Genomic DNA, 14,406 nt, shown 5'->3' on the forward strand with positions numbered 1-14,406 from the left:
GCGCGTCCCGCCGCATCCTTGGGTATGACGCGCCATTGCGCCCTTCCTTTTCGCGCCGCGGGCTTGGCCATGCTGGCGGTCTCCTTTGCGGTGACGCTGGGGGGGCTGTGGCTGGACTGGCAGGCGGGTGGGCATGCGTGGCAACAGGCCGATTGGCTGATCCACGCCGACGCGGGCCCGGTGCGGCGCGGGCTGTTTGGATCGGCCATGTTGTGGCTGGCGGCGCTGAGCGGGCTGTCGCCTGTCACCGTCGTGATCATGGTGCAGGGCGCGCTGGTGATCGCGCTCTATGCGGTGACGTGCGTGCTCTTGCGCGACCGGCGGCTGGGCTGGATCGCGCCGGTCATCGCCTTTTCGCCCCTGTTTTTCGCGGTGTTCTGGGCGCAAGACCCAGATGGCGGGCTGCGCAAGGACCTGTGGGCCTTTTTGGCGCTGCTGATCCTGGCGGCAGGCGGTGCGCCGTGGCGCATGTGGCTGGCCGGGGCGCTCTTTGTCTGTGGGTTGGCCGGACACGAGGCACTGATCCTTTTTCTGCCGGCCATGATCGCGCTGGCGGCGCTGACCCAGCGCCGGCGCGCCGCGCTTGGCTTTGCGGCGGTGCTTGCACTGCTGGGCGCGGGGCTGATGCTGTGGCACTTGCGATTCCCCGTGGGTGATGCGGCAGCGATCTGCGCCGCACTGGCCGGGCCGGACCTGCCGCAAGGCTTCTGCGACGGCGCGATCCGCTGGGTCGGCGCGGCGCCCGAGGCCCATCTGACCCGCCCGGCTCAGCGTCTGAGCCCGTCCAACCTGGGGCAACTGGCGATATCTCTGGGGGCGGCGCTGGTGCCCTTGGTGTTGCTGTGCGCGGTCGGGACCGTGCGCACGCGCCGGATCCTGATGGCCGTGTTGGTGCTGTCGGCCCTGCCCTATCTGCCACTCTATCTTGTCGCCATCGACTGGGGACGCTGGATGAGCTTTCATATCGTCACCGTCGCGGCCCTGATGATCGCGTTGGTCCGCACGGGCCGACTATCGCCGCCCGCGACCTACCGCGCGCCGCTGATCGCGCTCTGTGCCCCCATTGTGGTGGCGCCGCATCATTATATCGGGGTCAATCCTGACGCTTGGGTCTTTGCCTTGCTGGGCGTGGTTCTGTGCCTTGCGGCGCTGGCGTGGCACGCCGCCAAACGGCGCGCCGACCCGGCCTGAACGACCTGCCCGGGGCCAAATCGCCCCCGATCAATCCACACCTGGCCAAACCCTAAACGAACAAACGCGCCCAAAGGCGCGCGTCACTGTCGAAATAGTCAGGGGGCTGCGGGGCTGTAGATCTTTGATCTGGGTACTCGCCACTGGTTTCGGCGAAACCGCTACCGCGCTGTGACCCTGTCTGAAGGCGGCCCACCTTTGCGGGGAAGGGTGTTTGGTGCGGTCGAGAAGACTCGAACTTCCACGGGTGTTACCCCACAGCGACCTCAACGCTGCGCGTCTACCAATTCCGCCACGACCGCACGTCCCAGCTTGGGTCCGCGCTAATTAGCCGAGGTCCCGTGCTTTGTGAAGGGGCAAATTCCGCCCCTTCACCAATTTTCCGCAAGCTCCGATTATTGCTGGATTTCAAAACTCGGCAGCGGGGCCGCAGCCGTGCCTGCTGCCTTTTCAAGCTTGGGCAGGTCGGGGGTACCCCCCAATGCGGCGGCGCGCAGCAGCGCGGGGCGTTCGGGCTGACCGGGGGCAAAAGCCGCCGGGGCACCCGCGTCCAGCGCGTCCAGCGCAATTTCGTACCAACCAGCGGCCAGGTCCGCACGCTTTGACGCGCCAAACCCCTGACTGAGGTGATGGCCCATCAGCTCGCCATAGACCTTGTCGCCCAATGCCACCAGCAGCAGTGCCGATCCCACGGCGACGTCGATATCGTCGGTCCGATAGCCTGCCGACAGACAGATCTTGGCGGTGCCCGACAGCTCAGCGGGGGACATGCCGCTGGTCAGGACAAATTCACTGACCTGGCGCAGCACCGCATCGCGCGGCTCTAGCGACAGGGCCGAAACATAGGGTTTCATCGCGGGGCCGAACCCGGCGCATTGCTGCACCACCTGATCCGGGGTCACCGACGGCAGCTTGGCGACCATCGCCTCGCCGGTGGTGATCGCATAGGTCCGGGCCAGGCACAGCTGTTCGGACAGCACAAAGTCGGGGTCTGACATCGACGACACGGTGGTGAACCCGCCATTGGTGTTGGTCAGAAGGCTGATCTTGTTGCAGTGGCTGTTCAGCGACGCGCCCGAAGCCTGCCCGCTGGCCATGAAGCTGGGCAGACCGCCCGCCTTGGGTGGTTCGGGGTCGCTTGCGGCCACTTCGACCGGGGCGGGCATCGGGGCCGCGGGGGCTGCCGCAGCAGCGGGCGGGGTGACCGTGACCATCGCCATCTGGCCGCCCATTGGGGTCATCGGCTGCGGCGTAACAGCGGCATAGGTGCCGGTGCCGCCCGCAGCCTGGTCGCGAAAGCCGTGCAGCAGACCCTGCACACCGCCGCGCTGCGCGATCATCTGGCTGACTGCCGGTCCGCCCGCCACCGCGCGGTGATAGGACGAAAACAGAAAGCTCTTTTCATATTCCGACAGATAGCCCGTCACCGGATAGCCCATATGCGCCTGAAAGCGCGAAATGCTGGCGCGGGTGCCGCTGCCGATCTGGCCATCGACCCGGCCCGCGTTGAACCCGAAATAGTTCAACGAGGTTTGAATTTCGCGGCCCTGCTGCGTCGCCGGAACAGACGGGCGGTAGGACTTTTTGTAATAGGTCTTTTTCTTATTCTGGTCGGCCATGATCGCGCCGCCGACGATACCGCCGATAATCCCGGCGGCCACAGCCGAGCCATCCGCGCGCGCCGGCGCGCTCTGGCCCAGTGTCATTGCAGTGCCAATCGCGGCCGTCATCATGAGTTTCGTGAAATGCATTGGATTATGTCCCCCTTACGCATGGTACAAACAAAGTACAAACAGACAAACTTACCCCCGTATAACATGATTCCCGCGATTTCCCGACTAGAACCTGCCGGTCTTTGCGCGGTATATTTGTATAAATGTCTGTTTTTTGGACACCGCACTGTTTTTGAACACCGCACTGGTTTTGGACACAGCACATGGTCGAATGGATCACCAGCACCGGGCTGACCGCCTATGACGACGCCGTGGCGGCCATGGACGCGCGCGTTGGCGATATCGCCGCCGGGCGCGCGCCCGAGGCGATCTGGCTGGTCGAACACCCCCCGCTCTACACTGCCGGAACCTCGGCCGACCCGGTCGATCTGGTCGATCCGGACCGCTTTCCCGTGTTCCAGAGCAAACGCGGCGGCCAGTACACCTATCACGGCCCCGGCCAGCGCGTGGCCTACGCGATGCTGGACGTGGGCGCGCGCGGGCGCGACGTGCGCGCCTTCGTGGCGCAAATGGAAGACTGGGTCATCGCCACGCTGGCCGAATTCGGCGTGACCGGCGAACGGCGCGCGGGCCGCGTCGGTGTCTGGGTGGTGCGCCCCGACAAGGCCCCGAACCCCGACGGCACCGCGCGCGAAGACAAGATCGCCGCCATCGGCCTGCGCATCCGCCGCTGGGTCAGTTTTCACGGGCTTTCGATCAATGTCGAACCGGATCTTGGCCATTTCGACGGGATCGTGCCCTGCGGCATCCGCCAGCACGGGGTGACCAGCCTGGTCGACTTGGGCCTGCCGGTCACGATGGACGACGTGGACGTGGCCTTGCGCAAGACATTTGGCGATGTGTTTGGGGATGTGGCCAGGGATGTAGCGGGCGACCCGGTTGCGGGTATGGCCGGGATCCCCCCGCGCCCTGCCCCAAGGTAAGCGCAGGGCCGGGAAAAGCGCGGGCCAGCCTGCGACAAAACTTCTCTCGCGCTCGCGGCGTTGCACACTATATTGCAGACCAAGATCAGAATTCAGCAAGCACTCAAAAGGAGAGCAGATGAAGTACGTGATGATTGCCGCCACAGCTCTGGCGGCCGCCACCGCAGCCCATGCCGACGGGGATGCCGCGGCAGGCGAAAAAGAATTCCGCAAGTGTAAATCGTGTCACACCATCGCCTCGGCCGACGAAGTGATTGTCAGAGGTGGCAAGACCGGCCCGAACCTTTATGGCGTCGTGGGCCGCGCGGCCGGCTCGGTAGAAGATTTCCGCTATGGCAACGACTTGCTGGCCGCCGGCGAAGCGGGCCTGGTCTGGGACGAAGAGCAGATCACCGCCTATATCCCGAACCCCAAGGAATACCTGGCCGATGTGCTGGACAAACCGGCCGCCAAATCCAAAATGGCCGGCCAGCGTGTCAAGGACCCTGCCGATGTCGCCGCTTACCTGGCGACCTTTTCGGACGAATAACCCAATCAGGCGCGGGTCAAGCGCTTGAAAAGGGACCGAAACGCGGCGCGGCGCCCCCGTTCAAGGGGCCCGCGTCATTTTTTCACCGGCTGCGGCCATGTGGAACATTGCCCCGCCGGGGCATTCGCTCTAAAACCCAAGCCAAATCCGTATTGAGTCCCGTAAACGGGCCTACGGTTTGGGACGCAACGCATAATCCGGGAGGACCGCATGGCAGACGCAGCCATTCACGGCCACGAGCACGAGGACAATCGGGGGTTTTTCACCCGCTGGTTCATGTCCACCAACCACAAGGATATCGGGATCCTCTACCTGGTCGTTTCGGCGGTCGTGGGTCTGATCTCGGTCCTGTTCACTGTCTACATGCGACTCGAGTTGATGGACCCGGGCGTTCAGTACATGTGCCTGGAAGGGGCGCGGTTCTTCGCGTCTGACGCGGCCTGTACCCCGAACGGGCACCTGTGGAACGTCATGATCACCTATCATGGTGTGCTGATGATGTTCTTCGTGGTGATCCCGGCGCTTTTCGGCGGCTTTGGCAACTATTTCATGCCGCTGCAGATCGGTGCGCCGGACATGGCCTTTCCGCGGATGAACAACCTGTCGTTCTGGATGTATGTCGCGGGTGTGTCGCTGGGCGTGGCTTCGCTGCTGGCGCCGGGTGGCAATGACCAGCTCGGCTCGGGCGTGGGATGGGTGCTCTACCCGCCGCTCTCGACGTCGGAAGGCGGCTATTCCATGGATCTGGCGATCTTTGCCGTGCACATTTCGGGCGCCAGTTCGATCCTGGGCGCGATCAACATGATCACCACCATGCTGAACATGCGTGCCCCCGGCATGACGATGTTCAAGGTGCCGCTGTTTTCCTGGTCGATCTTTGTCACCTCGTGGCTGATCCTGCTGTCGCTGCCCGTTCTGGCCGGCGCCATCACCATGCTGCTGACCGACCGTAACTTTGGCACGACCTTCTTTGATCCTGCCGGTGGCGGTGACCCGATCCTGTACCAGCACATTCTGTGGTTCTTCGGTCACCCCGAAGTGTACATCATCATCCTGCCCGGCTTCGGCATCATCAGCCACGTGATCGCCACCTTCTCGCGCAAGCCCATCTTCGGCTATCTGCCGATGGTCTGGGCGCTGATCGCGATCGGCGTTCTGGGCTTTGTCGTGTGGGCGCACCACATGTACACCGTCGGCATGTCGCTGACCCAGCAGAGCTACTTCATGATGGCCACCATGGTCATCGCGGTGCCCACCGGCGTGAAGATCTTCAGCTGGATTGCCACGATGTGGCGCGGTTCGATCGAATTCAAGGCGCCCATGGTCTGGGCCTTCGGGTTCCTGTTCCTGTTCACCGTAGGCGGCGTGACGGGCATCGTGCTCAGCCAGGCCGGGGTCGACCGGGCCTACCACGACACCTACTACGTGGTTGCACACTTCCACTACGTGATGTCGCTGGGCGCTGTCTTTGCCATCTTTGCAGGGATCTACTTCTACCTGCCCAAGATGTCGGGCCGCATGTATCCTGAATTTGCCGCCAAGCTGCACTTCTGGATGATGTTCATCGGTGCCAACCTGACCTTCTTCCCCCAGCACTTCCTGGGCCGTCAGGGCATGCCCCGCCGCTACATCGACTACCCGGATGCCTTTGCCTTCTGGAACAAGATCTCGTCCTACGGCGCGTTCCTGTCCTTTGCATCCTTCTTGCTGTTCTTCGGGATCATCATCTACACCCTGCGCGCCGGCAAGCGCGTGACCGAGGCGAACCCCTGGAACGAATACGCGGACACGCTGGAATGGACCCTGCCCAGCCCGCCGCCCGAACACACGTTCGAAACCCTGCCCAAGCAGGAAGAATGGGACAAAGGCCACGCCCACTGATCCCAAGCGACACGGTCAAGGCCCGGGCATCACCGCCCGGGCCTTTTTCTTTCCCCGCCATCCTTTCGAAATTTCCCGGGGCGCAGCCCCCCTGCCCCCCTGCCCCTGCCCCGGTAACCACACGGCACAGCCCATGCCCTATCGCTGGAACGATTCCGCCCAAACGGCCCCGCGCATTTCCGCCCACGCCAGCCACGCCGATGGCGATGCACCGCTGGCGCGTCTGACGCTCTGGCCCCACCGCTCGCTTGCGCCGAAGGGCTTTGTCGCGGTCATCGCGCTGATGTTCGTTCTGGGCCTGATCCCGGTGCTGCCGCTGCTCGGCACCACGCTGATCTGGATGATCCTGATCTTTACGCTTGGGGTATTGGCGGCGCTCTATTTCGCGCTGCAGGCCAGCTATCGCCACGGTCTGGGTGAGCACCTGCTGATCTGGTCCGACCACATGGAACTGACCCGCACCAACCCCAAGGGCCCGCCGAAAACCTGGGCCGCGAACCCCTATTGGGTGCGGATCGACCTGCACAAAGACGGCGGCCCGGTCGAACAATACCTGACGCTCAAGGGCGCGAACCGCCAGGTTGAACTGGGCGCCTTCCTGTCCCCCCACGAACGCAAACAGCTGCGCGATGACCTGGCCTATGTGCTGGATCAGTTGCGCGATGGCGGAACCACCTGAGATCCCGTGCATTGACCCTGAAAAGGAGCCTGTGCATGACCTATTCCCGTTTCGCCCTGATGATCGCCACCTCGACGCTGGTGATGTTCGGTCTGATGTATCTCAATACCTACGCCTTGGATCACGCCTTTTACAGTCAGACCCGCGCCTGGATGGCCCTGCTGATGGGCAGTGTGATGGCCATCGTGATGATGGGCTTCATGGCCCGGCACTACCCCAACAAACGGGTCAACGCGGGCATCATGATTGCGGGCGCGCTTGTGGCGGCCGGATCGCTTTACATGGTGCGCAGCCAGGTTCTGGTCGCCGACGTGGCCTGGATGCGGGCGATGATCCCGCACCATTCGATTGCCATCCTGACGTCAGAGCGCGCCGACCTGTCCGACCCGCGCGTGCGTGATCTGGCCGACGGCATCATCGACGCCCAGCGCCGCGAAATCGCCGAAATGAAACTCCTCATCGATGACCTGACCGACTAGGGCCAGGCGGCCGGCCAACTGGGGCCAACGGGGGCCGCCGCACAACGCGCGGTGCCCCGACCCGCGGGTGGCACGCAACGCGCGTTGCGTGCCTTGTCCATGTGATCCACAGAGTGCCAGACATTTTGCCCGACACATGTCCGACACTGTGCCAGACACCGTGCCCGACAACTGGGCCCGACACATGTCCGACGTTGGGCAGACGCCATGCCGACGGCCCGCAGACGCCAATCCGACGGGTTGCCGACACCTATTTCTCGTCCGGCAAATCGCCCCGCGATGTGCTGGCCATATCCTCTAATTCGTCCTCGGTCATGCTGTCGTACATGTCCTTGGACGCGCCTTGCAGGTCGCTGACCTTGGATTCGCCGCGCTTGGCCGACAGGGCGGCGCCGGCGGCTTTCTGTTGGGCTTTCGATTGCGCTTTCATGCCAGGTCTCCTTTCGGGAAGACCAACGCATGACAACGCCCGCGGGTTTCCCCACGGGCGTTTTTCGTTTTTTATGAGTGGCTTAGCTCAGCCGGTCCTTGACCAGCGGGCCGACCGATCCAAAGTCCAGTTGCCCGGTATACTTGGATTTCAGCACGCCCATCACCTTGCCCATGTCGCGGATCGATTCCGCCCCGGTGTCGGCAATGGCCGCATCGATCGCGGCGGCAGTTTCCTCTGGCGACAACTGGCGCGGCAGAAAATCTTCGATCACAGTGATCTCGGCCAGTTCCTTTTCGGCCAGTTCCAGCCGCCCGCCCTCTTCGTAGGCCTTGGCGCTTTCCTGGCGCTGCTTGACCATTTTCCCAAGGATTCCAAGCACATCGCTTTCGGTCACGCCATCTTCGTTGCCTTCGCCGCGCAGGGCGATATCCCGATCCTTGATGGCCGCGTTGATCAGGCGCAGTGTCGACAAGCGCACCGCGTCCTTTTCCTTCATCGCCTTTTTCATGGCGTCGTTGATTTGTGCACGTAGTGGCATTCGGTGTCTGATCCCATGACTTTTCCGAAGCCACCATCATACAGTGGGTTTGATTGGCCGACAACCATCCCATTTTCGCTTAAGCCCTTGAAAACGCGTCATTCTCAAATCTTCTCGTATCGGCTTGACCCGGCCCGTGCCATTCCTTAGGTTCCGCCCAATTTGTCATCCCGGGAGTCTCATCATGCCTGCTGTCGCCGCAACCAACGCGTCACAGAAACCGACCGCCTGTCTGGCGCTGGCAGATGGAACCCTGTTCTATGGCCGCGGCTTCGGAGCGACCGGTGAAACCGTAGCCGAGCTGTGTTTCAACACCGCCATGACCGGCTATCAGGAAATCATGACCGACCCGTCTTATGCGGGCCAGATCGTGACCTTTACCTTCCCCCATATCGGCAACGTCGGCACCAACCCCGAAGATGACGAAACCGCCACGCCCGTCTCGCAGGGCATGATCGTGAAATGGGATCCCACCGAACCCAGCAACTGGCGCACCGCCGAAGAGCTGGGCGATTGGCTGGCCAAGCGCGGCCGGATTGGCATGGGCGGTATCGATACCCGCCGGCTGACCCGCGCGATCCGCCAGCAAGGTGCACCGCATGTGGCCTTAGCCCATGATCCTGAAGGGAATTTCGACATCGAGGCCCTGGTTGCCAAAGCCCGCGAATTTTCCGGTTTGGTGGGGCTGGATCTGGCCAAAGAGGTCAGCTGCACCCAGTCTTACAAGTGGGACGAAATGCGTTGGGCCTGGCCCGACGGGTTTCCCAAGCGCACAGAACCGGGCCACAAGGTGGTGGCCATCGACTTTGGCGCCAAGCGCAACATTCTGCGCTGTCTGGCCAGTGCCGGGTGCGATGTGACGGTCCTGCCGGCCACCGCCACCGCGCAAGACGTTCTGTCGCACAATCCGTCCGGCGTGTTCCTGTCCAACGGTCCGGGCGATCCGGCGGCGACGGGCGAATATGCCGTGCCGATGATCCGCGGTGTTTTAGAGGCAGAGCTACCGGTTTTCGGGATTTGCCTGGGTCACCAGATCCTGGCCTTGGCCCTTGGCGCCAAGACGATCAAGATGAACCACGGCCATCACGGCGCCAATCACCCGGTCAAGGATCTGGAAACCGGCAAGGTCGAGATCACCTCGATGAACCACGGCTTCACCGTCGACGCCCAGTCCCTGCCCGACGGGGTCACCCAAACCCATGTCAGCCTGTTTGACGGATCAAACTGCGGAATTCGCATGACAGACCGGCCGGTGTTTTCCGTTCAATACCACCCCGAAGCCAGCCCCGGCCCCATGGACAGCTACTATCTGTTCGAGCGCTTCGCCGATGAAATGACGAAACGCGCCTGAAAGACCGGGTTTTAACGCCGTATTAACGCTATTTTACGACACCTGATCTGCCCGATACACGGACGGATCCATGACCTTTCCCACCTCGCACCCCTTGCACGCTGACCCGGCCGTGTTTCCGGCTGCGTCTGCGCAGGACAAGGTGCGGGTTCCATTGGGAAAAATGCTGGTCGATCGGGGCTACCTGGCGCCGGAAAATCTGATCAAGGCAATCGCCATTCAGGCGCGCGAGGAAGCGCGGTTCGGGGACATCCTGCTGGCCCATGACATGGTGCGCGAAGATGATCTGTATCGCACCCTGGCCGATCAGTACGGCGCGGTCGTCGCGGATCTGCGGACCAATCCACCGGACGTGCGATTGATCGATGCTGTCGGTGCGGCGCGCTGTTTGCGTGACGGCATGCTACCGTGGCGGCGCGTCGGCGGGGCCACGATCGTGGCGTGTTGTCGCCCCGAGCTGTTTGACAGCTATCGCGCCAGCCTGCCCAAATCCTTTGGCAAGGTCCGCATGGCCGTGGTCAGCGAAACCGACCTGCACCGGGCACTGATGCTGGCCCGCCAGCGCAGACTGGCCCGCTATGCCGAACGCCGTGTTCCCAGTCACGAAAGCTGCCGCGACTGGAACGTGCGCCCCTTCGTTGCGGTGGCTCTGGCAGCGGTCATTGCGGGTATCGCGCTGGCCGTCACCATGCCCCATATCCTGTTCGCGATCCTGTGCGGCTGGGCGGTTCTGACGCTATTGGCCAGTTCATTTCTGAAACTGGGCGCCGCCATCGCGCAGACCCGGTGGGCCGATCAGAACGCGCCCGGCCCTGTGCCCAGCGGTGCTGCTGCGCCGATGAAAATGCCTGTCGTGTCGGTGATGGTGCCTCTGTTCAAAGAACGTGCCGTCGCCGAGCGTCTGATCAAACGCCTGTCGCGCATTTCCTATCCCAAGGAACTGCTGGACATCCTGTTGGTGGTGGAAGAGGACGACATCATCACTCAAGAGGCCATTCGCGCCACCCACCTGCCCCGCTGGATGCGTCAGGTCATCGTGCCGCGCGGCGCGGTTCAGACCAAGCCGCGCGCGCTGAATTTTGCACTGGATTTCTGCCGCGGGACGATCATCGGGGTCTATGATGCCGAAGATGCGCCCGAGCCCGATCAGATCCACAAGGTCGTCCGCCGTTTTCACGTCAGCGGGCCGGAAGTGGCCTGCCTGCAAGGCATTCTCGATTTTTACAACGCGCGCCATAACTGGTTGGCGCGCTGCTTTACGATTGAATACGCAACATGGTTTCGTCTGGTTCTGCCCGGTCTGGAACGCATGGGGCTGGCCGTTCCGCTGGGCGGTACAACGCTGTTTTTCCGCCGCGATGCGTTGGAATTCCTGGGCGGCTGGGATGCCCACAATGTGACCGAAGATGCCGATCTGGGCATTCGTCTGGCGCGCCACGGGTATCGGACCGAATTGATCCCGACCGTCACCGACGAAGAGGCCAATTGCCGGGTGTGGCCCTGGGTGCGCCAACGCTCGCGCTGGCTGAAGGGCTACGGGATGACCTGGGCGGTACACATGCGCACGCCCCGCCGGCTGTTACGTGAACTGGGGGCGTGGAAGTTCTTTGGCGTCCAGTTGCTCTTTCTTGGCACCTTGTCGCAATTCGTTCTGGCGCCGATCCTTTGGACGTTCTGGTCAATCCCGCTTGGCCTGGGTCATCCGCTTCAGAACCTGATCCCCGGACACGGGTTTATCGTTCTGGGCACAGTGTTCTTTTTGACCGAGATCCTGTCGATCTGGGTCGGTGTGCTGGCCGTGTCCCGCCCCAAACACAAGGGCATGTGGATCTGGGTGCCGACAATGCACTTTTATTTCCCGCTGGGATCGCTGGCCGCGTACAAGGGCATCTGGGAAATCGCCACCCGGCCATTTTATTGGGACAAGACCGCGCACGGGGTCACCGAAGCGCACGACGACGATGACGAAAATGACGATGTGCCACTGGGAGACGTTGGCACACCGCGGCCCGCCTGATCAGTCGTCCGCCGTGTCGATCTTCAGACGTGTGACGAACGCCTGGCTGATGTGGGCACGCAGCGCTTCATAGGCCGCGTCACCGTCGCCTGCCGCGATCGCGGCAACAATGCGGCGGTGTTCGTCCAGCGCATCCGCACCCCGCCCCTCGGCGGCCAGCGATGTGGTGGCTAGCAGGGCCATGGATCGATGCACCAGATCCAATTGCTGAACCAGGAACCGGTTATGCGAGGCAAGGTGAATCAGCTTGTGAAAGCGCCGGTTGGACCGCGATAGCGCCGCGGGATCGCCCACCAGTTCCTGGTCTTCTTCGACCATTTCGCGCAACACGCGCACCTCTTCGGGCGTGGCATGACGCGCGGCCAGTCGCGCCGCCAGCCCTTCCAGTTCGGCGCGCACCACGTAAAGATCTGCCAACTGGTTGTGATCCAGCGATGCCACGATCAGCGAGCGCCCGTCGCGCGTCAGCATCGACTGGGTTTCAAGCCGTTGCAAAGCTTCGCGGATTGGCGTGCGTGACACACCGAACCTGTCAGCCAGTTCGCTTTCGACCAGACGGTCGCCCGGCTTGTAGATCCCGGTGTCGATGGCATCCAGAATGAGCCCGTACGCATCCTTCTGGGTCGTTTTCATGTCCCGCATTCACCTCTCCTTCGCGCCTGACGCACAGCTTAGACATGTCCGGCCTGCCCGATCAAGCAACGCATTGCCGCAGAGCGCGCTTGGCAGTAGCTTGACAGCCATGGTAGCCCGACATTTTTCGCATGTGACCCAATGGGTCTTTGACCTGGACAACACGCTGTATCCGCCTGAGGCACGCCTGTTCGACCAAATCGAAACGCGCATGACCGACTGGGTCATGGACATCGCCGGCGTGGATCGCACCGAAGCCGACCGCCTTCGGCTGCACTACTGGCAGACCTACGGCACCACGCTGGCCGGGCTGATGTGCGAACATGACGCCGATCCCGTGCCCTATCTGACCCACGTGCATGACATCGACTTTTCCCCGCTGGCGCCCGACCCTGCCCTGGCCGCGCTGATCGGCGCGTTGCCCGGCCGCAAGATCGTCTATACCAACGGCGCTCGCCCCTATGCCCAAAACGTGCTGGCCGCGCGCGGGTTGGATGGGTTGTTTGACGCGGTCTACGGGGTGGAACACGCCGACTTCCGCCCCAAGCCCGAACGCGCAGCCTTTGAAAAGGTATTCGCGCGCGACGGCATTACCCCGGCCACAGCAGCCATGTTCGAAGACGATCCGCGCAATCTGACCGCCCCGCACGCCATGGGCATGCGCACCGTCCATGTCGCGCCAGCACCACACAACGGCGCCCATATACACCACCATACCGATGATCTGGCGGATTTCTTGTCGCAGATCGTCGATGCCCCCTCGCCGCCGCGCGCCCCGCGCGCTAAGTCAGGCACATGACCCGGGAACAGATCGATATCCTTGTCGTCGGTGGCGGCATTGCGGGCCTTGTGGCCGCGGCGGCCATGGGACGGGCCGGGTATCGCACGGTACTGGTCGATCCGACCCCGCCTGTCACCGATGGCACAGCCCAAGGCGCCGACCTGCGCTCGACCGCCTTCCTGCGTCCAGCGCGCGATCTGTTCGCCCATATCGGCATCTGGACGGCGCTACGCCCCCATGCCACGCCGCTCGAAGCGCTGCGTGTTGTGGACACAAGCGGTGATCCGGTCACCGTTCGCGCCGAGCGGACCTTTCGCGGCGCCGAAATGGGGGACGAGCCCTTCGGCTGGAACTTTCTCAACTGGGTGATCCGGCGCGAGCTGTTGGCGATCATCCCGACAATCCCCGACGTCGAGCTACGCTATGGCACCGGGTTCAAATCGCTGGTCAACCGCACAGCCGGGGCCATCGTCACCCTGAGCGACGGCAGCCAGGTCCAGGCCAAACTGGTCATCGGCGCCGACGGGCGCGATTCACCCCTGCGCGACGCGGCGGGCATCGGCGTACACACCACGCGCTATGGGCAGAAATCGCTGGCCTTTACCGCCACCCATGCCTTGCCCCACCGGTTTATTTCGACCGAGATCTACCGCACTGGCGGGCCCTTCACGATGGTGCCTCTGCCCGACGTGGGTGGCCAGCCCGCCAGCGCCATCGTCTGGATGAACCCCGGCCCGCGCGCCGAAGCCTTGCGCGCGATGGACGACGATGCGTTCAACGCTGAAATGACCGAGCGTTCTGCGGGCCTGTTCGGTCCGATGCAGATCGCCAGCCCCAAAGGTATTTTCCCGATCATTTCGCAACATGCGCGCCACCTGACCGAAGGGCGCATCGCCCTGATCGCAGAAGCTGCCCATGTTCTGCCGCCCATCGGCGCGCAGGGGCTCAATACTTCGCTCAACGACATCTCTGAACTGCTGACACGGATCGAAACCGCGCCCGCCGACCCCGGGGCCGCCGCAACCCTGCAGGCCTATGAACGCAAGCGTCTGCCCGACATCACCGCCCGCGCCCGCGCAATTGACCTGTTCAATCGCGTCACTCGTGGCAGCGGCGATCTCAGCCAGATGCTGCGCCTGTCTGGCCTCACGCTGGCCCACGACATCACGCCGGTTCGGCGCGGCCTGATGCGCGCTGGCATGGCCCCGCTCTGACGCCTTCTTCTTTCTGGAAATCCT

At 63.2% G+C, this 14,406-nt stretch carries 14 protein-coding genes and 1 tRNA gene; 10 read left to right on the forward strand and 5 right to left on the reverse strand.

Annotated features, from left to right (window positions below; all coding sequences use genetic code 11):
- Positions 1-69: 69 nt before the first annotated feature.
- Positions 70-1,191, forward strand: a complete 1,122-nt coding sequence (locus tag ACP2AV_RS14290; protein WP_426373461.1) for a hypothetical protein — start codon at positions 70-72, stop codon at positions 1,189-1,191.
- 215 nt (positions 1,192-1,406) lie between these two features.
- Here the strand turns inward: ACP2AV_RS14290 and ACP2AV_RS14295 are convergent.
- Together ACP2AV_RS14295 and ACP2AV_RS14300 are read right to left on the reverse strand one after the other, a co-directional pair.
- Positions 1,407-1,493: transfer RNA gene (locus ACP2AV_RS14295), tRNA-Leu, on the reverse strand.
- Positions 1,494-1,586: 93 nt separating this feature from the next.
- Positions 1,587-2,942 carry a peptidoglycan-binding domain-containing protein gene (locus tag ACP2AV_RS14300; protein ID WP_426373462.1) on the reverse strand — a complete coding sequence of 452 codons (1,356 nt, stop codon included), beginning with the start codon at positions 2,940-2,942 and terminating at the stop codon, positions 1,587-1,589.
- 185 nt (positions 2,943-3,127) lie between these two features.
- On the opposite strand from ACP2AV_RS14300, the gene lipB reads away from it, so the two are divergent.
- The 5 genes from lipB (at position 3,128) to ACP2AV_RS14325 (ending at position 7,415) form a co-directional block, all read left to right on the forward strand.
- Positions 3,128-3,847: a lipoyl(octanoyl) transferase LipB gene (gene lipB, locus ACP2AV_RS14305; protein WP_426373464.1), complete on the forward strand. Its 720-nt coding sequence runs from the start codon at positions 3,128-3,130 to the stop codon at positions 3,845-3,847.
- Between the two features lie 118 nt (positions 3,848-3,965).
- Complete coding sequence (locus ACP2AV_RS14310; protein WP_426373465.1) at positions 3,966-4,376, forward strand: c-type cytochrome; 411 nt, start codon at positions 3,966-3,968, stop codon at positions 4,374-4,376.
- Positions 4,377-4,586: 210 nt separating this feature from the next.
- Positions 4,587-6,257 carry a cytochrome c oxidase subunit I gene (gene ctaD, locus ACP2AV_RS14315; protein WP_426373466.1) on the forward strand — a complete coding sequence of 557 codons (1,671 nt, stop codon included), beginning with the start codon at positions 4,587-4,589 and terminating at the stop codon, positions 6,255-6,257.
- Positions 6,258-6,390: 133 nt separating this feature from the next.
- Entirely contained in the window at positions 6,391-6,936 is a 546-nt protein-coding gene (locus ACP2AV_RS14320; RefSeq protein ID WP_426373467.1) for a DUF2244 domain-containing protein, read from the forward strand.
- A gap of 35 nt (positions 6,937-6,971) precedes the next feature.
- A complete protein-coding gene (locus tag ACP2AV_RS14325; protein WP_426373469.1) occupies positions 6,972-7,415 on the forward strand; it encodes a DUF305 domain-containing protein in 444 nt (147 codons plus the stop codon).
- Between the two features lie 250 nt (positions 7,416-7,665).
- Here ACP2AV_RS14325 and ACP2AV_RS14330 read toward each other — a convergent pair whose 3' ends face one another.
- A complete protein-coding gene (locus ACP2AV_RS14330) occupies positions 7,666-7,845 on the reverse strand; it encodes a DUF3008 family protein (protein ID WP_426373471.1) in 180 nt (59 codons plus the stop codon).
- 82 nt (positions 7,846-7,927) lie between these two features.
- Positions 7,928-8,386 (reverse strand): GatB/YqeY domain-containing protein, encoded by a 459-nt coding sequence (locus ACP2AV_RS14335; protein ID WP_426373472.1) that lies wholly within the window; start codon positions 8,384-8,386, stop codon positions 7,928-7,930.
- 184 nt (positions 8,387-8,570) lie between these two features.
- Here ACP2AV_RS14335 and carA point away from each other — a divergent pair, with 184 nt between their 5' ends.
- Complete coding sequence (carA, locus tag ACP2AV_RS14340; RefSeq protein WP_426373473.1) at positions 8,571-9,737, forward strand: glutamine-hydrolyzing carbamoyl-phosphate synthase small subunit; 1,167 nt, start codon at positions 8,571-8,573, stop codon at positions 9,735-9,737.
- A gap of 70 nt (positions 9,738-9,807) precedes the next feature.
- Complete coding sequence (locus ACP2AV_RS14345) at positions 9,808-11,754, forward strand: glycosyltransferase family 2 protein (protein ID WP_426373475.1); 1,947 nt, start codon at positions 9,808-9,810, stop codon at positions 11,752-11,754.
- Here ACP2AV_RS14345 and ACP2AV_RS14350 read toward each other — a convergent pair whose 3' ends face one another.
- Entirely contained in the window at positions 11,755-12,396 is a 642-nt protein-coding gene (locus ACP2AV_RS14350; RefSeq protein WP_426373476.1) for a GntR family transcriptional regulator, read from the reverse strand.
- Positions 12,397-12,496: 100 nt separating this feature from the next.
- Here ACP2AV_RS14350 and ACP2AV_RS14355 point away from each other — a divergent pair, with 100 nt between their 5' ends.
- Complete coding sequence (locus tag ACP2AV_RS14355; protein ID WP_426373477.1) at positions 12,497-13,186, forward strand: pyrimidine 5'-nucleotidase; 690 nt, start codon at positions 12,497-12,499, stop codon at positions 13,184-13,186.
- A complete protein-coding gene (locus ACP2AV_RS14360; RefSeq protein WP_426373478.1) occupies positions 13,183-14,382 on the forward strand; it encodes an FAD-dependent monooxygenase in 1,200 nt (399 codons plus the stop codon). Before ACP2AV_RS14355 ends, ACP2AV_RS14360 begins: the two co-directional genes overlap by 4 nt.
- Positions 14,383-14,406: the final 24 nt, after the last annotated feature.

Origin of the sequence: Aliiroseovarius sp. PTFE2010, from assembly GCF_049943335.1 — a bacterium.
Lineage (GTDB): Bacteria > Pseudomonadota > Alphaproteobacteria > Rhodobacterales > Rhodobacteraceae > JBNFVY01.

Excerpts from the sequence above, each read along its gene's own strand:
- lipB (WP_426373464.1), top strand. The coding sequence starts at position 3,128 with ATGGTCGAATGGATCACCAGCACCGGGCTGACCGCCTATGACGACGCC.
- ACP2AV_RS14345 (WP_426373475.1), top strand. The coding sequence starts at position 9,808 with ATGACCTTTCCCACCTCGCACCCCTTGCACGCTGACCCGGCCGTGTTT.
- ACP2AV_RS14290 (WP_426373461.1), top strand. The coding sequence starts at position 70 with ATGCTGGCGGTCTCCTTTGCGGTGACGCTGGGGGGGCTGTGGCTGGAC.
- carA (WP_426373473.1), top strand. The coding sequence starts at position 8,571 with ATGCCTGCTGTCGCCGCAACCAACGCGTCACAGAAACCGACCGCCTGT.
- ACP2AV_RS14310 (WP_426373465.1), top strand. The coding sequence starts at position 3,966 with ATGAAGTACGTGATGATTGCCGCCACAGCTCTGGCGGCCGCCACCGCA.
- ACP2AV_RS14355 (WP_426373477.1), top strand. The coding sequence starts at position 12,497 with ATGGTAGCCCGACATTTTTCGCATGTGACCCAATGGGTCTTTGACCTG.
- ACP2AV_RS14320 (WP_426373467.1), top strand. The coding sequence starts at position 6,391 with ATGCCCTATCGCTGGAACGATTCCGCCCAAACGGCCCCGCGCATTTCC.
- ACP2AV_RS14300 (WP_426373462.1), bottom strand. The coding sequence starts at position 2,942 with ATGCATTTCACGAAACTCATGATGACGGCCGCGATTGGCACTGCAATG.
- ctaD (WP_426373466.1), top strand. The coding sequence starts at position 4,587 with ATGGCAGACGCAGCCATTCACGGCCACGAGCACGAGGACAATCGGGGG.
- ACP2AV_RS14350 (WP_426373476.1), bottom strand. The coding sequence starts at position 12,396 with ATGCGGGACATGAAAACGACCCAGAAGGATGCGTACGGGCTCATTCTG.
- ACP2AV_RS14330 (WP_426373471.1), bottom strand. The coding sequence starts at position 7,845 with ATGAAAGCGCAATCGAAAGCCCAACAGAAAGCCGCCGGCGCCGCCCTG.
- ACP2AV_RS14325 (WP_426373469.1), top strand. The coding sequence starts at position 6,972 with ATGACCTATTCCCGTTTCGCCCTGATGATCGCCACCTCGACGCTGGTG.
- ACP2AV_RS14360 (WP_426373478.1), top strand. The coding sequence starts at position 13,183 with ATGACCCGGGAACAGATCGATATCCTTGTCGTCGGTGGCGGCATTGCG.
- ACP2AV_RS14335 (WP_426373472.1), bottom strand. The coding sequence starts at position 8,386 with ATGCCACTACGTGCACAAATCAACGACGCCATGAAAAAGGCGATGAAG.